At 36.7% G+C, this 21,523-nt stretch carries 13 protein-coding genes; 1 reads left to right on the top strand and 12 read right to left on the bottom strand.

All coding sequences use genetic code 11. The features are described 5' to 3' along the window. Positions 1 to 64 precede the first annotated feature (64 nt). From ACN1CN_RS00215 to ACN1CN_RS00185, 7 genes are all read right to left on the bottom strand, one after another. The gene (locus tag ACN1CN_RS00215) at positions 65 to 2,362 is read right to left on the bottom strand and encodes an aminotransferase class III-fold pyridoxal phosphate-dependent enzyme (RefSeq protein ID WP_419134202.1); all 2,298 of its coding nucleotides are present in this window, start codon (positions 2,360 to 2,362) and stop codon (positions 65 to 67) included. 115 nt (positions 2,363 to 2,477) lie between these two features. Further along, positions 2,478 to 4,613: a beta-galactosidase gene (locus ACN1CN_RS00210; RefSeq protein WP_419134201.1), complete on the bottom strand. Its 2,136-nt coding sequence runs from the start codon at positions 4,611 to 4,613 to the stop codon at positions 2,478 to 2,480. Between the two features lie 242 nt (positions 4,614 to 4,855). Next, positions 4,856 to 6,862, bottom strand: a complete 2,007-nt coding sequence (locus ACN1CN_RS00205; RefSeq protein WP_419134200.1) for an MGH1-like glycoside hydrolase domain-containing protein — start codon at positions 6,860 to 6,862, stop codon at positions 4,856 to 4,858. Between the two features lie 455 nt (positions 6,863 to 7,317). Then, positions 7,318 to 8,817 (bottom strand): RagB/SusD family nutrient uptake outer membrane protein, encoded by a 1,500-nt coding sequence (locus ACN1CN_RS00200; RefSeq protein WP_419134199.1) that lies wholly within the window; start codon positions 8,815 to 8,817, stop codon positions 7,318 to 7,320. A 24-nt stretch (positions 8,818 to 8,841) separates the two neighbouring features. Continuing rightward, on the bottom strand, positions 8,842 to 11,973 hold the full coding sequence (locus ACN1CN_RS00195) for a SusC/RagA family TonB-linked outer membrane protein (protein ID WP_419134198.1): 3,132 nt from the start codon (positions 11,971 to 11,973) through the stop codon (positions 8,842 to 8,844). A 153-nt stretch (positions 11,974 to 12,126) separates the two neighbouring features. Then, positions 12,127 to 13,680, bottom strand: a complete 1,554-nt coding sequence (locus ACN1CN_RS00190; protein WP_419134197.1) for an aldehyde dehydrogenase family protein — start codon at positions 13,678 to 13,680, stop codon at positions 12,127 to 12,129. A 145-nt stretch (positions 13,681 to 13,825) separates the two neighbouring features. Next, a complete protein-coding gene (locus tag ACN1CN_RS00185; protein WP_419134196.1) occupies positions 13,826 to 14,641 on the bottom strand; it encodes a DUF1338 domain-containing protein in 816 nt (271 codons plus the stop codon). A gap of 189 nt (positions 14,642 to 14,830) precedes the next feature. On the opposite strand from ACN1CN_RS00185, the gene ACN1CN_RS00180 reads away from it, so the two are divergent. Continuing rightward, on the top strand, positions 14,831 to 15,301 hold the full coding sequence (locus ACN1CN_RS00180) for an Lrp/AsnC family transcriptional regulator (protein WP_264524105.1): 471 nt from the start codon (positions 14,831 to 14,833) through the stop codon (positions 15,299 to 15,301). Between the two features lie 391 nt (positions 15,302 to 15,692). On the opposite strand, the gene ACN1CN_RS00175 is transcribed toward ACN1CN_RS00180, so the two are convergent. From ACN1CN_RS00175 to ACN1CN_RS00155, 5 genes are all read right to left on the bottom strand, one after another. Next, positions 15,693 to 16,694: a helix-turn-helix domain-containing protein gene (locus ACN1CN_RS00175; protein WP_419134195.1), complete on the bottom strand. Its 1,002-nt coding sequence runs from the start codon at positions 16,692 to 16,694 to the stop codon at positions 15,693 to 15,695. Then, a complete protein-coding gene (locus tag ACN1CN_RS00170) occupies positions 16,691 to 17,665 on the bottom strand; it encodes a helix-turn-helix domain-containing protein (protein ID WP_419134194.1) in 975 nt (324 codons plus the stop codon). Before ACN1CN_RS00170 ends, ACN1CN_RS00175 begins: the two co-directional genes overlap by 4 nt. An 86-nt stretch (positions 17,666 to 17,751) precedes the next feature. Next, positions 17,752 to 18,096 carry a hypothetical protein gene (locus ACN1CN_RS00165; RefSeq protein ID WP_419134193.1) on the bottom strand — a complete coding sequence of 115 codons (345 nt, stop codon included), beginning with the start codon at positions 18,094 to 18,096 and terminating at the stop codon, positions 17,752 to 17,754. 665 nt (positions 18,097 to 18,761) lie between these two features. Next, the gene (locus ACN1CN_RS00160) at positions 18,762 to 19,451 is read right to left on the bottom strand and encodes a DUF6090 family protein (protein ID WP_419134192.1); all 690 of its coding nucleotides are present in this window, start codon (positions 19,449 to 19,451) and stop codon (positions 18,762 to 18,764) included. A gap of 71 nt (positions 19,452 to 19,522) precedes the next feature. Beyond that, positions 19,523 to 21,493, bottom strand: a complete 1,971-nt coding sequence (locus ACN1CN_RS00155; RefSeq protein ID WP_419134191.1) for an OmpA family protein — start codon at positions 21,491 to 21,493, stop codon at positions 19,523 to 19,525. Between the last annotated feature and the right edge of the window lie 30 nt (positions 21,494 to 21,523).

Raw genomic sequence — 21,523 nt, 5'->3', positions numbered from 1 at the left:
TTTCTCTCTTCGGTCGAAATGACAACATTGTGTTTAAACTTCGGGGCTATGTGTTAAATGTTTTTTACAATTCGCTCAAAGCGATATCTAAAAATTTCACCATTTCATCAGCATTCTGTTTGTTGAATGTCATAGGTGGCTTTATTTTCAAAACATTGTGCAAAGGTCCATCGGTACTTAATAAATACCCCTGAGCTTTCATTTTTTCTACTACAATATCGATTTCAGGAACAGCGGGCTCCATCGTAGTTTTATCTTTTACCATTTCGGCACCAATAAACAATCCATGTCCGCGCACATCACTAATAATTGGGTATTTGGCCATTAAACCTCTTAACCCATTCATTAAATGATTCCCTGTTTCCAAAGCATGCTGCTGCATTTCTTCTTCCTGAATTACATCCAGTACCGCCAAACCTGTGGTCATGGATACGGGATTACCTCCAAAAGTGTTGAAATATTCCATACCATTGTTAAAAGCATCAGCAATTTCCTCTGTTACAATCACGGCCGCTAACGGGTGTCCATTACCAATTGGTTTTCCTAAAACTACTATATCCGGAACTACATTTTGCAATTCAAAGCCCCAAAAATGGTCACCTATTCTTCCAAATCCAACCTGAACTTCGTCGGCAATACAAACTCCACCGGCAGCTCTGACATAGTCATAAACTGTTTTGAGATAATTTTCCGGTAACGGAATCTGACCTCCAACTCCCAATAAGGTTTCACAAATAAATACAGCCGGAGCCTTGTCTTCTTTTTTTAATTCTTCTATAATTCGTTGTACATCGGCTGCGTATTTTTCTCCCGCATTGGTATCTCCATATTTATAAGGTCCACGATATAAATCGGGATTGATTGCTTTGTGTATCCACGGCATCTGACCAAATCCGCCTTTACTGTCAAATTTATACGGACTCATTTCCATCGCCACAGTAGAAGTTCCGTGATAGGCATGATCCAGCACAATAATATCTTTTTGTTTGGTAAAATGACGGCTCATTCGAATCGCCAAATCGTTGGCTTCACTACCCGAATTCACAAAATAACAAACGCTCAGTTTAGAAGGCAATGTTGCTGTCAATTTCTCAGCATAAGCTGTTATAGCGTCATTTAAGTATCGGGTATTGGTATTTAAAGTAGCGATTTGTTTTTGCATTTTTCGAACGACTACCGGATGACAATGCCCTACATGCGAAGGATTATTAACACAATCTACAAAGGTTCTCCCTTTATCATCGTATAGATATTGCAAAGCTCCTTTTACTATTTTTAATTTATCCTGATACCCAATGCTTAGATTACGTCCAATTCTTTTTTTACGAACCTCCAATAAATCGCTATAATCATCGGCAGTAATCAATCCCTCAAAACCACAGGCTTTTCTAAAAGCATCCTGAGCCTTAATAGGGTTAATCTGAATGAGTTTGAACAACAAATCCCAGGCTGGTTTTTCGGTAATAAAATGGTGCTCGTTGTTGCTGTCTAATGAGGCATTGTACGCCGATTGTGTTACACTGATGCAAAGTCTTCCGGCAATCAGATAATACAACAAATCAACTTCCTGCTCAGTTAAGGCATACGATTTATGATATCCCGCTACTAACAATGCCGCAACTGCCAAAGGATCTTCCTCGTCCAGCATGGCATAAGTACAGGCGATAGCCAGGTTGTTGATTAAAGCGGTATAGACCATATCGCCAAAATCGATTAACCCACTCACGCGATTGCCCTGTACCAATACATTGTAATCGTTGGCATCGTTATGAATGTAGGCATGACGCAGGCGATGCAGCTGTGGTACAACTTCGGTATCAAATTGCAGCAGAAAATAGCCTGCTATACGTCTTTTCTCGTGATTTAATATGTGTTTCAAATTATCCCCTGCTTCACTTGCGTGGCTGATGTCCCAGGTATAATTGCGGTGCATGGCAGGATGTGAGAAGTCCTGTAACGCATGATCCATCTTACCTAAAAAGCTTCCCAAATCATACTGCAATTCACTTGTTTTGGCTTTCTCATCAACCCAAAAAACACCCTCTAAAAAATTTAAAATTCTGATATAATAGGTTTGGGAACCGCTAACAATTTTGGTTAGCTCTTCCCCGTGTTTGTTGATGCTGAAATGCTGAAAACAACTTGAAATACTGCTCTTTTTAAGATGCTGAATAATGTTAATCTGCGCTTCTAAAAAAGGAAACGGATGACTTTCGTTTGATACTTTTAGAATGTACTTTTCATTCTTCTCATTCGATAAAAGAAAGTTCAGTTCGTCATATCCATTTAATGCTTTTACGGTAACGATTAATCCGTAATGTTCTTTTACTAAATCCTGAATAGCTGCTTCTGAAAAAATCATTGGTACTATATTAAATTGTTTTTGTTTATTTTTTTTTCGCCACGAATTCCACGAACGAGCACGAATTTTTTTAAATAGCATGCGCATAAAAATTCGTGAATTCGTGGCGAACTTTTTATTTCCAAATAATGGCCTGAGCCGGTTGCAATGGGTTTTGCCCCACTAGTACTTTGCTTCCCTGAGGAATAGGCATTTGGATTGGCTCATTGGTATAATTTACGCCTACATAAAAACCATCTCTCCATTCTACAAATACACCTTTTGGCAAATCATCAATCGCTACTTTGGCACGTTCGTAAACCGATCTTACCACTTGTCTTTCCAAATCTCCGTCTTTACTTTCCGCCCCAATATAAGTTACGGTTCCTTTTCCTAATTTTCTGGTAATTGCTGCGGCTTTTCCTTTGTAAAACTGATCCGCATAAGTGGCCAGAACTTCTGTTCCCGGTTTCGGTTCTAATACATCAGCCCAGGTATTCCACTTATAGGTATTGTTTCCGGCATTTATCGTTCCGTTTACATCCGCAACAAGCATGTCAAAGAAATCTACATCAGCACCTATTAATGGCACAATCGGTGCACTCCATTTGGCTTCAAAGAAATGTCCGTTTTTATCTTTCTGACCAGTTCGGCAAGACAAGATCAAATTACCACCATTTTCTACATACTTAGTCCATTTATCTACCAGTTTCTGATCGATAAGCTGGTAAGCCGGGGCCACAATAAAAGGATAAGCAGAAAAATCGTCTTCTTCGGTGATAAAATCCATTGGCGCAGCAGTCGATTTTACGGCAGATGTATAAGTATTTCTGTGTCTCCACGTGCTCCAGAATTCCGTTTGTTTTTGGTTTTCCAAATCCCAAAGATTTTCATGACTCCATAAAAAACCTGTTTTTCTTTTGGCAAGATCCGCCGGAAGTACTGCTTTTGGATTGTATTCTTTTCGAAGCAGTTTCATGTCTTCGATGGATTGTACAAATTCTTTTCCACCTGTTGTCAGGGTTACACCATCCGTACCTACAATTCCGTCGTGGTACATTTCGCTGCTTCCTAACGGATGTCTGTATCGGTACGTACAAGTAAACGAACAGCCACCACCGAAAGCCTGCGAGATCCACATATGAACCGTTCCCGGAAGTAATTGCGGATTTATACTTGCCCAGTTTACTTGTCCCGGCTGCATTTCCATAACACCGGTAACCCCGTTTATGGATCTGTAATAATCATTGGCTTCTGATATTTTGTTTGGATGTCCCATTCTAAAATTCTGACCACCCAATTGGTTTCTTCCGCTTACCGGATACATGGTATAGGTAGCAAAATCCATTTTATCAGTTCTTCTCGGATCAGCACCATACACTACATTGGTGTAATTGGTCGTAATCCATTGTTTCGGATCAACGTATTTTCGAAGTGTTTCGGCCTGTAAATTCAAATATTCCGCCTGAGAATCTGCTGTAAATCTTTTGAAATCTAATATAGCATGCGGACTTAGTTTGTCTTCAAAATAGATTTCTGCATTTGGAATCGCAATTTGCTCGAAGTTGTTGTAGCGAATGCTCCAAAAACTTCCAAGCCACTCGGCATTTAATTTCTCGATCGTACCGTACTTCGCTTTTAGCCATCTCTGAAATCCTTTTTGTGCAGAGGGACTAAAGTCATCCGGAGCTCCCGGCTCGTTATCTACTTGCCAGCCCATAATGTTTTTATTCTTCCCGTATCTTTTTCCTAGTTCAGTAACTATTTTCTCTACAAATGCTCTGTACTTTTCATTCGATACCGATTGATTGGCTCTGTTGCCATGTTCCCTGCGGCGTCCGCTTGCATCAACCAGATAGATTTCAGGATATTTTTCACCCATCCATGCCGGTGGTGTTGGTGTTGGCGTACAAAGAATAACTTTTAAACCTTCTTTCTCTGCGATCGCAAGAGCATCGTCGAGCCATTTGAAATCGTACTTTCCTTCTTCAGGTTCCATGTACGTCCAGGCAAATTCGGCAAAATGAGTAAACTCGAATCCCAGTTTTTTAATGTTCTTTAAATCACGCTCCCATTGTTCTCTTGGCCATTGTTCCGGATAATAATAAACCCCAATCTGCATTAAATCGGGCTTCGAGAAAAAACGCTGCGGATCTTTTTTTTCTGTCGTCGTAGTTTTTTTCGTTTGAGCAAAAACAGGCGTCGAATTGCAATTCGCAATAAGCAAGCCTGTTGCTACTATTTTTGTGAATGATATTTTGTGGTTGAACATACTTTGTACTATTGTTGTGTTAATCAAATTTAGATAGTTATTCTTAACTCGCTGTCGGTAATTTATAAAAGTTTAATTAACATAGATTTTATTCTTAAAAAAGAGAATACGATAAGAAACACGTTTCTTCACACATAGTCCCGATGCATCGGGATGCATTAATGCGAAGTGAAACGTCTTTTTTGAGCGTACATAATCTATGTCTCTATGTGTTAAAATTTTATAAACAACAGCTTGTTTCACTATTTATCTTCTAAAAGCAGCATTAAATAATGAGAAGCCGACCAGCTAAAGTTGTAGGCTTCCAATCCTTTTCCTGTAACTGGCTGATAATTTTCTCTGATAGAAGTTCCTTTGTCCAAAACTCCTTCTGCATTATAAATCAGTTTGTGGGCCAGTTCATTGGCTTCCTTCGTGTATCCGTATTTTTCCAGTCCGTTTATACCGAAATAACTTTGATCGAGCCAAACCGGTCCTCTCCAGTACCCATTATTCGGTTTAAACTTTGGATGATTAGCAGCTAGCGTTGGTAACGGAACAAAAGTGTTGAAGCTGGCGGTATCCATCATGTTCTTTTTTGCCAATTGAACCTGATCTACAGTCGCTACTTCTGCCCAAATAGGCAAATATCCTTCACAACCCATTGCTTTTATTAATGTTTTACCATCAATTGTGGTGTCGTAAAACCAACCTGTAGCAGCATCCCAAAACTGATTTTGAATTCTAACTTTCAAAGAAGTGCTTTCTTCCTTCCATTTCTTTGCTTCTTCTGTTAGTTTTAAAACCTCTGCCATCTTTTGCAAATAGTTTTTTTCAGCATACAAAAAGGAATTTAAATCAACACTTTCCTGATCTAAGGAATAGGCTTTCTCTCCATTTTTAAGTATTTTACTATCATCAAAACGAACGGCATTGTCCATTCCGCTTTCCCATTTTGCGGCAATCACAGTTCCATCAGTCGAACCAAATTCACATAAACCATCCTGATCATGGTCGCGTTCTTTGTACCACCAGTTGTGATATGATTTTAACTTCGGATAGAATTCTTTTATAAAATTGGCATCTTTTGTTTTTTCATAAATTTTCCAGATTGCCCAGGCCGCAAGCGGTGCTTTGGTGTTTCGGTAGTTGTTTTCTTCAAGAAGATTGTTTCTGTAAATACAATCCGGAATAAAACCGTTTGGCTCCTGATAATCAAACAAAGCACGCATTTGATCTTTTGCTAGTTCCGAATTGTAATTGGCTACTGCAACGGCATGTTTCCAGCTGTCCCATGCCCAGAAACCATGGAACCACTCGTAGTTGTAACTCGGAAAAAGACCTCCGTGTTTTAAACCTTCTGCTGCAATTCGGGTATTGTTTTGTAAAGTCAATGCCAGTTTGGCTATCAAATCAGAGTAAACGACGTCTTTGTAAATGTTTTTCTTTCTGGCAATTAATTGCGCCAGTTGATTTTCTTTTTCTTTTTGTGTGTTGTTCAACAGTGTAGTAAATACTGTTTTGGCAATGTTTTCGTTCTCACTTTTCCAGGAGTACTGCGGAAAAATAAAGGTTTGTGAAACGACTATTTCTTTAGTTTCATTTGGTTTTAAAACCAATTTCTCTATTTGGGCGTTGTATCCCTGCTTGGTAATTTCAATTTGGGGAGTACTGTTCAAAAACTGAATATACCCTGTTGCTGTACTTTTGGTCGAAACAATTTTTAACATCTTACCTTCTTTTGACAATTGCAAATCAGTTAAAAAAAGTGTGGAGCTGTACGAAGGATAAAGTGTTATCGCTTTTCCTGATGTATTGGTAATACTTGTTTTTTGTAAAGCCGAATGTCCCGATAAATACACCAACTGCTGTTTTACCGTTAGTTTATCATTTTTAAACTCTTGTTCTAGATGGCTGTTGTAGCTGTTTTGACTCACCAGAGTGTTTTTCCATTGGATTGCTTCTTTTTTGTTTTCATCCAGAAGCTGCAACGAAACAAACGAAGGACTTAACCAAACGCCATTTTGCTCCGTCATTAAAAATGGTCCCGAGAATCCCGCCTGAACTGCTGAGGGCTCTAAAAAGCCAAATGCAAACCACGCTCCTTTGTCGGAAAAGGCCAATGATTTTCGGTCCGTGGCATTGGTTGGATTTCCTTTATAGTTCAGACTGTTTTTACCCGATTCTAAGTTTGGATAGCTCTTTTGTGTCCAACCGGATTGTACTATAAAAAGGGAGGCAAGAATAAAAAGTATTTCCTTTTTGCTCATGTTGTTTTGTTTTTATGGTGTGTTTTTTAGTTAGATAATGTAGTAAATCTTTCTTTAACTTAAGGGTTTTGCCTTGGATTTAGGGGATTTTTTTTAATCTTTTAATCTGTGGCTTTATTACAGTACCTATTTAATCTTTGTGTTGAATATACTCTCGCAGATTGGGCAGCTTTTTTCTAATCATTCTGATCCTTTAATCTGTGGCTGTATTTCAGTAACTACTTAAGCTTTGTGTTCAATATACTCTCGCAGATTGGGCAGATTGGGCAGATTTTTTTTAATCTTTCTAATCCTAATAATCTGTGGCTTTATTACGCCCTGTAGTTAATTTCTTCTAAATATGTGAGGCTTCTGGATATAAAAATTAAACCTACAAGGTCCGAAAAAGACCTCGTAGGATTAAAATCTCTATTGAAAATCAATTTTTAAGGAATTGACTTTTTTCCTTTAAAGGATTAATTCGCTTGTAATTCCGTTAAAGGAATTGGGTAAAAGCTGTTTTTTGCTGTATCAAAACCGGTACGCCCCACTGCATCAAGTGCTGTCTTAGTTTTTTCCCAACGACGTAAATCATAAAAACGATAGTTTTCTAATGGGAATTCTATAATTCTTTCGTGTTCAATCTGCGCTTTAACTGCTACTGCGGTTGTTCCGGTCATGGCTGGCATATCGGCTCTTTCACGAACTTTGTTGATGTACGGAATAGCTTCTCCTGTGCGTCCCAACTCATTCAATGCCTCGGCTTGCATCAACAATACGTTTGCGTATCTCATCAAAGGAATGTTGATAGCTGTAAATTCCTGATTCATCTTTTCCTGAGTATTTGGAATATATCTGCGATACACCGGCTTGTCAGTGCCTTCAAATTTTTCATCATAAGTAGCGCCTAATACCATTGGATTATTCGCATCATTAAAATAAGGATCTTTAAAGAAAATTGTGCTGTACAAACGGGTATCATAATTTCCGGTAGTCGCAATTTTTCCTTCTTTTTTGAATTCGTTTATCAGCATTGCGCTCGGAAGAATCTCATCCCATCCACCCAATTCTGCAGCCGCCATCCAATAGTGAAGGGCATTACGATAGAAGGCTCCATTGGCAGAGGTCTCTGAAGTTTGTAATTCAAAAATAGACTCCTTGCTATTTTTTGTTGTTCCGTCAAACATAGAAACATAATCTTTAACCAACTCATACCCCTGTACTTTGTTCAATGCAGTAAGTGCTTCGGTTAAGAAGCTTTGTTTTTGAGCTGTTTCTTCGTACGCTCTGGTTAAATAAGCAAAACCAAGGTAACTATTTGCTGCACCACTTGTTGCACGGCCTGTTTTATCAGTAGATTGTTTTGCAGGCAATACATCTGCAACCGCTTTAAATTCTTTTGTGATAAAATCCCACGCTTCAGCACGTGTAGAAAGCGGAATGTTCAAATCACTTTCTTTGGTTACATATTTATCTCTAACATAAATTTTTTCCCAGTTCAAAAGCAATTTCATATGATAATAAGCGCGCAAAAAACGAGCCTCAGCTTCAATTTGTTTGCGATCCCCATCTGTTAATTTAGAACCCGGAACCTGTGGCAATTTATCAATAACCTGATTGGCATTACTGATTCCTCTGTAATTAATTTCCCAATAACTGGTAAACTGACTGTTTCCGTTAGTATAAGTAAAAGTCGAAAGTTCTACCCAGTTTTGGTAATTCAAAGCATCGCTTCCCAATTCGTTTATATCTTCACGGTACGCTTCCACCGGCCATTTTATCTCGGCGAAAGACCATCGGTTAGTGGCGCATTCAAGCTGTCCATAAGTTGCCGCCAAAGCAGATTCGGCATCAGCCTTATTTCTCCAGAAATTCTCTGAGGTAAGTTCGTCCGGAGATTGTTGCTCCAGATAATCACTACAACTTGTAATGGTCATCAGACCTATAGTGGATAATAATAAAAATATCTTTTTCATGATGGTGTCTTTTATAAAATAGAATTAAAATATATACTGAATACCCGATACAAACGATCTTGTAAATGGATACACAAAACGGTCAATACCCGTATTAAGCACAGAAGAACGTGAAAACTCAGGATCAATACCAGAATAATCGGTGATCGTAAATAAATTCTCTACACTCACATAAAATCTAAGTTTGTCCATTTTTGCTTTGCCTAACATGCTGCTTGGGATAGTATATCCTAATTGCAATTGACGCATTCTTATAAAATTTCCACTTTCCAGAAAACGATCTGACTCACGGCTGTTTCCGTTAGGATCCTGCAATACGGCTCTTGGAATATCACTGCGGTTATCCGGTGTCCATGAATTTAAAGTTGAAGCCAGCATATTGGTTCCTGAATTCATAGACTCATAAAAATAACGGTTTCCGTTGTACAATTTATTCCCCCAACCGCTTCCAATTAAAGCAGAGAAATCAAAGCCTTTATAGCTTGCTCCTAAAGTAAGGTTCACTTCTACTTTTGGCAATCCGGTTCCGGAGTACGCCTTATCTTTATCATCAATAACACCATCATCGTTTAAATCTTTAAAACGAATATCTCCCGGCTGAGCATTTGGCTGTAATAAAACACCATTTTTATTATGAGCCGCTACCTCTTGAGTAGTTTGGAAAATACCATCGGTTTTGTAAAGATAGAATCCACTAATAGGACTTCCTACGCGTGCCTGAGTTGGAAAATGCTCGTCTCCGAATTTTAATCCTTCTCCATAAATAGTCTGTCCTTCATTAGCTAGTGCTATTACTTTGTTTTTAAGTGTCGTAAAGTTTAAACCTGCATTGTATTTGAATTCATTAACCTGATCGCGGTAATTTACTTCAAACTCAAATCCGCTGTTACTAATCTTACCTACGTTCAAAATCGGGTCATCAACTCCCGCAGATGGAGCCAGTCTTTTTGTAATTAATAATTTGTCAGTCACATTATGGTAGTAGTTCATCGAACCGCTAATTTTTCCTTTTAAAAGGGTATAATCGATACCAATATTTTTAGAATCTGTAGTTTCCCATTGCAGGTTTCTGTTTTCTAACGCTTTTCCAATACTTCCAGGCCAAGGGTTGCTTCCAATTCCTTGTACATAACCTGAACCTAAGCTATTACCGGTATTAATTAGTGTATTAGCAGAGTAATATCCTAAAGCTGCCTCATTACCCAATTGTCCCCAGCTGGCACGTAGTTTTAATGTAGAGATAAAAATATCTTTCGGGAAAAAATCTTCCTGCTCTATTTTCCAACCTAATGCAATAGACGGGAAAGTTCCCCAACGGCTATCAGCTCCAAACTTAGAAGAACCGTCTCTTCTAACCGTCATTTGCAACAAATAACGATCATTGTAAGAATAATTTAACCTGCTAAAGAAAGAAACACGATTGTACTGAAATTTTGATCCGTCAGCAGTGTATGTTCCACCTCTTCCGGCACCAATAGTTTCAAATCCCGGATCAAGAAATCCTGATGGACGGTCTATGGAAACCAATTGTCCATTCTCTACTGTATAATCGGTTGTTTTTCCTTCTACAATTACCTCGTTCCAGTTAGAGGCCTGACTGTTAAAAGTGTTACCAATCATTAAACCAAAAACATGTTTCCCAAAAGTTTTATCAATTGTAATAATGTTGTCTAAGATTTGCTCGTTCCAGGTTGTTCTCAACTCCCTTTGCAACGGATATAAATGTACCTCTTTTGGATTAGCAATGTATGGAGGAAAATGCTCCATTTGCTGATTGTTCTTCACACGGTAAGAATACGCTAATTTATATTTTAACCAAGGCGCAAGATTCGCTGTTGCCGCAATATTGGCTGTAATATCCTGTCCTACATCATTGCTTTTCTTAAAATGTTCTTCAGCAACCGGATTTGTTCCGGCTGGCAGACCATTTTTGCTGGTTAATCCATAACCGTATTCTTCATTATCGTCATAAACCGGAACTAAAGGCGACATGGTGTATACCTCTCTCAATTGAAAGTTAGGCAATGCATTTTGTGTTCCTATATAAGCCATTTTTCCGTCTATATCAAAAATAGATTTTTTAAAACTTACTCTTGCACTGGCCGTTTGCGAACCAAATTGATTGTCAATTACAATTCCTTTTTGTTTTACGAAGTTACCATACAAAGCAAATTTAAAATCACCTTGTCTTCCCTGAATTCCCAAACCGTAGTTTTGTGTAAATCCGGAACGGAAAACCTCATCCTGCCAATCTGTGTTGATATCAGACGGAGCATTTATATATGCCGGAAGTGCCTTTGGCGAAGTCGCATATTTATTGTACTCATCGTACATTCTTTTGTGAACGGTACGGTATCCGTCAGCATCTAATAAATCTAATGTTTTAGATGGATTTGTGATACTTAAAAAAGAGCTAAAATCTACTTTTACACCTTCTTTTTGTCCGTTTTTAGTCGTTACGATAATTACACCATTCGCAGCAACAGATCCGTAAATTGCAGCTGCAGCACCATCTTTCAACACCTCCATTGATTCAATATTGGTTGGATTTATCGTATTAATAGATCCTTGAAAACCGTCAATAATATACAGTGGTTCTGTAGCTCCAAAGGTATTTACCCCACGGATTTTTACGCTTACAGCAGCTCCTGCCACACCACCGCTTTTTTGTACGTTTACCCCTGCAACTAAGCCCTGAAGTGCTTCGGCCGGGCTCGTGGTAGCTCTGGTTTCGAGGCTCTCTTTTTTAACCGTAGAAATAGCTCCTGTTACGTTACTTTTTTTCTGAGAACCATAACCAATGACCACTACTTCATTCAGTTTATTGGTTTCTTCCTGCATGCTAACTGAAAGTTCAGCGCGGTTGTTTACCGGTTCACTTTTCTCAATAAATCCCATGTATGAAAAGACAATTACCGGATTAGCAAGACTTGATGAATATACTAAAGTATAATTTCCGTCAATATCAGTTGCTGCATTGTATTTAGAGTCTTTAATAGAAATACTCACACCCGGCAATGTATTGTTTTTGTCATCAGTGACTTTTCCAGAAATGGTCTTTTGTGCCTGATTTGCTTGCGCAAAGTTGATGTTTGGCAACCACAAGCATAACAGTAAAGGAATAAAATTTAATTTCCTAATGAGTAGTTTTTTCATTTTGGTAATGGTTTTGGTTAATTAAAATTTCGTTTTTTGTTTTTTTTTATTTGTAAGCGGGCACCTTATAAGACAGCTTTTTGCAAAACTGTCTTATTCAATGCAGTATTCTCTTGATTGTGATTTTTGTATAAGCTTTAGTTCTAACTCGGCTTATAAATCAAATTTAATTCCTTGTGCCAATGGCAGACTAGTCGTGTAATTAATGGTATTAGTTTGTCTGCGCATGTACACTTTCCAGGCATCGGAGCCGGATTCTCTCCCTCCGCCTGTTTCTTTTTCTCCGCCAAATGCACCGCCAATTTCGGCACCGGATGTACCAATATTGACATTTGCAATACCACAATCAGATCCCGTAACAGATAAGAACAATTCGGCCTCTCTTAAATTATTAGTCATGATTGCAGAAGATAAACCTTGTCCGACACCGTTTTGAATTGCAATTGCGTTTTCGACAGTTCCAGAGTATTTTAGTAAGTACAAGACTGGGGCAAAAGTTTCGTGCTGTACAATTTCAAATGAGTTCTCGGCCTCAGCAATAGCAGGTTTTACATAACATCCGCTTTCGTATCCGGAGCCTGAAAGTACGCCTCCTTCTACCAGAATTTTTCCACCTTCAGCTACTACTTTATCTAAAGCCTGTTGGTACATTTCAACCGCCTGAGTATCGATTAAAGGACCAACATGGTTATTCTCATCCAACGGATTTCCGATGCGCAATTGCTTGTAGGCAGCCACTATCGCATCTTTTACTTTATCGTAAATACTTTCGTGAATGATTAAACGACGCGTAGATGTGCATCTTTGTCCCGCTGTTCCAACGGCACCAAAAACGGCACCAATCACAGTCATTTTAATATCGGCATCAGGTGTTACAATGATCGCATTGTTTCCGCCTAATTCCAGTAATGATCTTCCCAAACGTCCTGCAACTACCTGCGCTACAATTTTCCCCATACGGGTAGAACCGGTAGCCGAAATTAAAGGAATACGGTTATCATTGGTCAGCAACTCTCCTATCTTATAATCACCATTAATTAAACCTGAAATACCTTCCGGCAAATTATTCTCTTTGATGACTTCACTTATAATATTCTGGCAGGCAATCGCACAGATTGGTGTTTTTTCTGAAGGTTTCCAAACGCAAACATCTCCACAAATCCAAGCCAGTGCAGTATTCCATGCCCAGACAGCCACAGGAAAATTGAAAGCTGAAATAATTCCTACCACTCCCAAAGAATGATATTGCTCGTACATACGATGGCCCGGACGTTCTGAATGCATTGTTAATCCGTGCAACTGACGTGAAAGACCTACTGCAAAATCGCAGATATCAATCATTTCCTGCACTTCGCCATAACCTTCCTGCAACGATTTCCCCATTTCGTAAGAAACCAGTTTTCCTAATGCCTCTTTATGCTCGCGTAACTTTTCACCAAACTGACGAACGATTTCTCCACGTTGCGGTGCCGGCATTAGCCTGAACTGTTTAAAAGCAGTTGTTGCTGCCTCCATAACCTTCTCATAATCTGCAGCGGTTGATGTTTTAACTTTTGCGATCAATTGTCCATCTACAGGAGAATAGCTCTCTAGAATTTCTCCGCCTGAAAAATGATTCAATCCGGTTGAAGTTCCCTCATTTATATCTTTTATGCCCAGTTGGCTTAAAGCTTCTTTTATTCCGAATTGTAATTCTGTTACTGCCATTACGACTTTTTTAATATTGATTATTCAACTTTTTAGTACTAAAAACATAGAAGAGCAATAAGTTCGAGAACTCTCCTCTTTTACACTATTAATACATCATTAAAAAGTTGATTGTAATAAAGATGATTGTGCTTACTTCAGGTAATTATTTAGCTTCCTGCAATTTTACATCTGTGCTTTCAAATATCTTATCGGCAGATGATGCTACAAACCCCTGGTACAATTCTCCGTTGGCCATTGGGTAACGAAGCGCAAACTCGTAATAACAAGAAGGAATTTCTACAGCACCTTCTTCAAAATCGACTACATACAAATCAGCCAGTGTACTGGATTGTTCCAATAATTGCTCAGGAGTACCTTTGATTTTTCCACCTGATGCATTCAGTTTCCATCCGCTCTCTTCCAGAAAAGTATTAAGTTCTTCTAAGGTTGTAAATCCTTTTAATGCATTGGTACTGATGGTAAAGTGATTGGCTCTGAATCCGTATACATACATCCAAGCAGCATACTCTGATTCCTCCAATAACGATTTGTACACGGCCTGCGAATTTCCTTTCCACACAGAACCACTTAAAACCAACTCAGGATTATTAAATAAATTCGAATCACAGCTGTTCAGAATATCCTGTACAGTTGCCTGCAATTCAGGAGAGCATTTTTCTAATTCTAACTCCGAAATAAAAATTCGCGGAGCATCTTTATCTGTAGTATGTTCGTAATGCTTAGCAAACAATTTTTTACTTTCAAAATTATACTCTCCTCTTGCTTCATATCCAACATTCAAAAAAGGCTTTTCCAAAACCTCAATATTTACACGTTTATCATTGAAGGTACGTATAGCAATATGATCATTTTTTATCTCTTCTCCTCTTTCTTCGAGTAATTCATGTATTTTTTTTGCAGATGGGGTAATATTAGCATATTGCTCCCACAATTTCATAAGTAATTGATTTTTATCCATTTCAGTTTTGTTAAAATAGTGTGATTATGACACAAATTTATATATAATAGTGTTATTATAACACCATAGACTTACGTTTATTTAAAATTCGACACTTCGTGCGGTTTTTTTTGTAATTTTGACATTTATAAAACCTGTTTTAACTAAAGAATTGTCAAAATAATAGAAATCACTAAACTTCCCCCTGCCATGCCAAGTATCAAGAAGAATGAAAATACTGACTATTTAGATCGTGAAATCATACAAATGTTAAGCAAAAATGGAAGAATCTCTTTTTCAGATTTGGCCAAAGAATTAAACATATCCAATTCATTGGTTCATTTAAGAGTCAGAAAGTTACAGGAATCGGGAGTGATTACTGGTTTTTCGGTAAAGCTAAACCCGAAAGAAATTGGTTTTGAGACGACTACGTATACCGGAATTGTGACTAAAGAAGCACGTTTTTCCTATTCAATTGCCGAAAAATTAAAAGAAATTCCGGAGGTTGTAGAGTGCCATTGGGTTTCCGGAAAGTATGCTTTATTCATAAAGATTGTTGCCATCAATAACGAAGAGCTTCGTAAAATTTTATACGAACAAATTCATCAAATTGAAGGTGTTGGAAGTACAGATTCGTTTTTCTCTTTTGGCTCGGCATTTGAGAAGAATCTTCCGGTTTAATTCGATTTTGGTTCAATCGGAAGGTGTAATAATTTCCTCTTTTTTTATTTGCAAAGAGGGATAATGCGGTTTTTCTTGATATTCTAAATTGATATGTGCCGTTCCTATGGAACTTCTTTGGCATGTTATGTTAATCTATCACCAACGGATTAAAATCCGTTGCTACAGAATGGATCGTTTCTACGAAACTTAATATCATATACTAAATTTATACGGGACGTTCCTATGGAACTTCTTTGGCATGTTGCTCTATTACCAACGGATTAAAATCCGTCGCTACGGAATTGGTCGTTTCTATGAAACTATAGTAACTTACTTATGCAATTAGATATACTACTATATGAACAACTGCTTAGAATCCAGTGTTACGAGATTTATTATTTCTCAGAAATTATTCTGGCTTGTTTTTTACAACCAGATCCTCAGCAGGGCTTCTTCCTAAAAATTTAAAATACTCTTTCGAGAAATGATCTATTCTGGTAAAATTCAGGTCGTAGCCTAACTGAACAACTGAATTGTAAGATCCGCTGCAAAGTAATTTATGCGCAAGTACTATTTTTTCTCTTTTAAAAAAATCATTTGGCGTAACTCCTTCTATCTCTTTAAAAAGTCTTTTATATTTACTTGCCGACATACTGGCGATTTCCGACAGCTTCAAAATTCCCGGAAACTTGTTTTTTAGATTTTTGACCAGGAATTTTTTAGAAATATCTAACGCTTCCAGATCAATCTTTTTGATTCCCTGAGACAGAGGGACAACATCCGAATAGCGATGAATAAAGTTTCCTAATAATTTTAAAGCGAGCCCTTTTAAATAAAAATTAAAATGCTCGTCTAAAACTGTTTTACGCATTACCGAATCAATCAGTATTCTGCTGTTACTATCTATTAGGTCTTGAAAATACAGATCTTTTCTATCGAATCTGTCGTTGTTTTTTGAGGACGGATTCTGGTCTGTTGTTTTTATGAATAAAGGATGTAGTAGTTTTTGATCTACTATCAAACGTATCGTAAATATTCTTTTTCCGGCTGGATGTTCGCATGTATTTCCGATCGTATTTTTCCAGACAAAGAGCCCCAGATTAACCTTAGACCCTACCTGATAACTAATATCACGAATCTGGATCATATTGACTTCTTCACTAAGATCAAAGTTTATAATGTATAAATCGTCCTTATTCGCCAAATGCTGTACTCGTACAGGCGCTGATAATACAAAATCCAGTAATAAAGCTGACATACCCGGAATGACCTCAACAAAAAAGGAGTATCCTTTTCCGATAGTATCCGGTAAAACCAAAATTTTATCGTTTTCTAAAGTTACTTCTAATTTTGCCGCCAGCTCTTTATACCATAAGGATGATAATCCGTTACAATATTTAAGTTCTTTCATGATAATTGTTGTGTAAATACCCTCGGTGACATATTATACCTTTTTTTAAAAGCTGATCCAAAATACGCAGCATTGCAAAAACCAAACTTCTCTGAAATTTCAGTTACTGTTAACTGCTGTTCTTCCAGAAGTTCTTTTGCTCTGTAAAGCTTAGTATTCATATAATAAGATTGCGGACTTGTTTTTAGTACTTTTTTAAAAACATACTTAAATTTAGAAGGAGACATATTCACCTGATCACAAAGTACATCAATTCCCGGAAAAGCTCCTTTTAAATTTTGACTCAGCATTTTTTCGGTGTCTTTTATTTTCATTAAATCATATTCACTAATTTCCGAATTAGTAGTTTTAGTTGTGGGCATAGGATCCAAAAGTTCTGAGATAAGCAAATAAGCTGTAGCGATCAAATCCAGATCAAAACAACTGCTTCCAACTTCTTTGCGTCGTAAATCTGTAAGATAGGTAAGGCTTTCAGAACTCATTCTGCCAAATTTTGCCAAAACAGTATGGTCAGATTGAAAAAGATTGTGCAGTATTTTATCTTTTTTATTAAAGGAGTAAAACAAATCTTTTCTAACAAACAGGTACAAAGCAAATCTTCGGCTTCCACTTTTACTAATACGTTCTATTTCTAATGTACCATCGATAACGGCAAGATTATATCCGCCTTTTTTAAGAACTTTAGAATTATTCTCAGAAGAGAACTTAATTTCACCCTCCTCTGTCAAATCATAATAAATGCCTACAAAGTCCTTCTTTTTACTTTTCTGAACCATCAGCAGGTCGGTTTTGTATTCAATATCAAGATATAGTGCCGATATTCCTTCTCCACAATCTAAAAAATAGCGGCTGCCTGTATGTACTTCTGGCGAAGCTGCAATAAAATTGCCTTCTACTTTTCCTCCGAGTTCTTTGGCCACAGGCTCAGCCCAATCCAAACCAGATTCATAATGACAGATAATTTTTTCCATAAAAGAATAAATATTATAGATAGCTACGTATTCAAATCTAAATTGTTAAGACATTCCGTAAAGCTTTACGGATCGCAAACGTCAACTTACAGCGCCAAATCGATACAAAGTCCTAACTCTAATCTCATTTCTGCTTTGACTTTGGTACAATCAAAAAGATAAATACCTTTCATCCTCTTCAGCTTTGATTTCATTGTCTGGTCTAAATAAGATGCTATAATCGGTACACCTCTTTTATGTAACCGCATTAGATCGGTTATCTCATTATCACTATACAACATGAAAATAACTACATCATATCCTTCTAACGAGTTGTCGAAATGAGTAATATCTTTATAAGAGTCAAATACAAAATCATCTCTGAATTCATATTTTAAAAACCTGGCAAAATACCTTTGACTGTCAAACACCAAACCTTTTTTCTTTTCCATAATCAATAACTTTACATTTCTAATCCTTCTGATAATGCGCCTTTTTCTACTTATCTTATGCTACAATTTCAAGATTTGAACTTTCCGAATAAAACAATAATTCTCACTATCGACTTATAAAACTAACCTTCAACACCTTAGCTTTAAACACAAATTTAATAACAAGTTAAACCACCCACTTTCCATTTGTAATAACGAGTAGTAATGAAGAAATAACTGGTAAATTGAATGTAAAAACCGAATTGTTTTGAAGGAAAAAACACCAGTATTGTTCTTAAAAAACAACTTAGAAAGCTGGCAAATACTTTACTTTTTATCTGTTTTTCAGTATACTCTATCTCTTAGTAAGGTTATAGAAACAGGGTTCGTTCTATAACTATATACTACTGCTCTTGCAACAGACTATGCTCCAGGACTGCTCATTTGTCTGCGAAACGGACGGGTAAAGAAGTTTACTGTTTTTGTAAACAGACATGATCATGAGAACAATGACCAGGAAGAAAAAAACTTAACAATGGCCACACATAAAAACAGCACTTTTTGAGCTGAAAAACAGCTGCAGTATGCTACCTCTGCCCCACAGATGCTATAAACCCTATGTGTTAACTAAATATACTTTTAAACTACTCCTAAACAGAGTTTACAGTAATTTACGCAACAAAATTTTATTGATTTTTAAGTTTCTTAATAATAGAATCAATTAGTGCGATATTTTCTTTATAAACAGTATCGCATTGGAGTCCTGCTTGTCTTGCTAAATCAAACATCACTTTTGACCGGCGGGTTAAAAACATTTCTTTTTTATCCCGCGCAGTTGTTGCATAATCATTTAGTATTCTGATTTGATTATTGTACCTGTTTTCAACTTCAATAGTCAACGGTACTCTTTGTTCATAAAATCGAAGGATTAACTTTTTTATCTCTCTGTTTTTTATAAAACCAATTTTGCCACTCGATTTAAATCCTTCATAGTTCCCACTATCAAACTGATGTGTTAAAAAATTAAGTACAAAAACAACATCATCTCCACTTTTATCTATGCCGTCAATGAATTTTTTATCAATTTTTAGTAATTCAACGAACATTTCTGTTGCTGTACTTACATTATCAATATGTTTTACCTGACTGTTTCTTTCTTCCTTTAAATCTTCTTTAAGATCCGTTAAAAACTCCTCTACTTCATTTTGATGGTGTCTATTTTCACTCCAGCTATGCAAAGAAATTGAGAGCATTACCGCAAAAACAATTATGATAACTTCCGAAACAAAGTGTTTTATTTTCTCTACAAAGTTCTTTCCCTGATACATTTCGGTGGCTGCCACTTTATTCAAATGTTTTCTTAATTCCTCTTCCATGCTTATTACTATTAATTATTGCAAAAAATAAAAAATCTCCTTTGGTGAAATAATCAAAACGATTGTAAATTTTATTCAGTAGTGCTCACAATTAAAAATTCGCTTCTTCGATTAATAGCATGTTCTTGTTCGGTGCAAGGAACCCCGTCTACACATTTATTTAAAATCATCATTTCTCCGTAGCCCTTTCCTGTTAATCTTGCAACATCAACTCCTCCTGTCTTTACCAACCAGTCAATTGTTGCTTTGGCTCTCAAATTTGAAAGCTTCAAATTATAAGCATTACTATTACGGCTGTCGGTATGTGCCCTGACATCTATTTTAAGATTAGGTCTTAATTTCATTAGCTCCGCTATTTTGGCAAGCTCTACCAACGCATCTTCCCTAATTACCGATTTGTCCAGATCAAAATAAATATCACGAAAATTAAACAGTTTAGCCAAATCAACACCTACTTCTAATTTTCGCACTTTCTCCTGCATCGAAAATTCCTGTGGTTTCTTGTCACTATCAAAATTGGTAAAAAAGCTTTTCTCAATTGTCTCATAATTTTCTCTTTCTGCTTTGATGTAATATTTTTTCCCTGCAGCAAGGTTTTCAAATTTGTATGCCCCTAGAGAACTGGAAGGGACCTTAACCAAAAGGTTCATTTTTTCATCATACAATGAAACCTCGGCATCTGAAATAGGAAGATTGGTTTCTGTATCAATCAGATTTACAAGAATTTCTTTACTATAATCGGTATCTAAAGGCCGATCTTCAGTGAATTTATAAATATCATCAAAACCCAGTCCCATGTTCCGGTTAGAAGAGAAAAATCCGGTTTTGGTTTTAGAATTGATATAGTAACAAAAATCATCAAAAGGGCTGTTTATGGGTTCTCCGAGGTTGGTTACTTTGGATATGGAGCCGTCCGGATTAATTTTGGCAACAAAAACATCCAAACCTCCCAACCCTAATTGCCCGCTTGAAGCAAAATACAGTTCATTGTTTTCTGATACAAACGGAAAAGTCTCACGACCTTCTGTATTCACATTTACTCCTAAATTTTCTGGTTTCCCATAGTTCCCATCATCGAAAATTTTTACTTTAAACAAGTCAGACTGGCCAACGGTACCCGGCATATTTGAAACAAAATATAAAGTTTTTTCATCAGGGCTTAAGGCGGGATGTGCAACACTATATTCATTACTATTAAAAGGAAGTTCTGTAATATTATACCAGTCTCCATTTTTATAGGTTGCCTTATAAATTTTAAGCAACGCTACACCTTCGCTATTTGTACTTAATTTTCCGTTTAAATAATTATTACGGGTAAAATAAACCGTTTTACCATCCTTCGTAAATACTGGAGTTGATTCACTGAATTTAGAATTTAATTTTTCAGAGAATAAATGCGGTTCCCCCAGAGTGCCGTTTTTGTCCATTTTACTAATCAATAAACTACTATAAGGCTGATTGTCCCACTTATTTACTTTATTAGCTCCTTTAAAATTAAGTCTCGACGACGCAAAAACTAAGTTCGTTTTATAAATAGCAGCTCCATATTCTGAATAAGAAGTATTAATTCCGGTATGCTGTAAAGTACATCTGCCGGAATTCATCTTTATTTCTTCCAAATAGTCTTTATTACTAACATATAATTTTGCTCTAATCTCATTTTCTGAATGCTGAGCAAAAAAGTTAAGATATTCTTTTGCTTTCTCATAATTTTCTTCAGACTTTAAAGTTTGAGAATAACGATAATAATATTCCGGATTAACGAAGTTATCGTCATTTTCTTTCTTCATTTTAAACAATTCGGCATACCATTTATTTGCCTCCAATAATTGTCCATTGAAATAGTAAGAGTTTCCTAATTTTTGAAACAATTCTTTTGATTTATATCCTTTTTCTGCAACTCTTTTATAAATCTCTATTGCATCAATATAGGCCAGGTCATCGTATTTTTTATTTCCCTTTTTTATCTTGTTTTCCTGAGAAAAAGCAAAGAATGTAGTTACTAAAAATAGCACTACCAGAGCGTATATTTTTCTTTTCATAAATTATTTTTTTAAGTGTAAAAACTATAT

This window comes from Flavobacterium sp. T12S277, assembly GCF_048514875.1.
GTDB lineage: Bacteria > Bacteroidota > Bacteroidia > Flavobacteriales > Flavobacteriaceae > Flavobacterium.
Note: the sequence above shows the minus strand (reverse complement) of the source record. Positions and strands in the feature narration are given on the sequence as shown.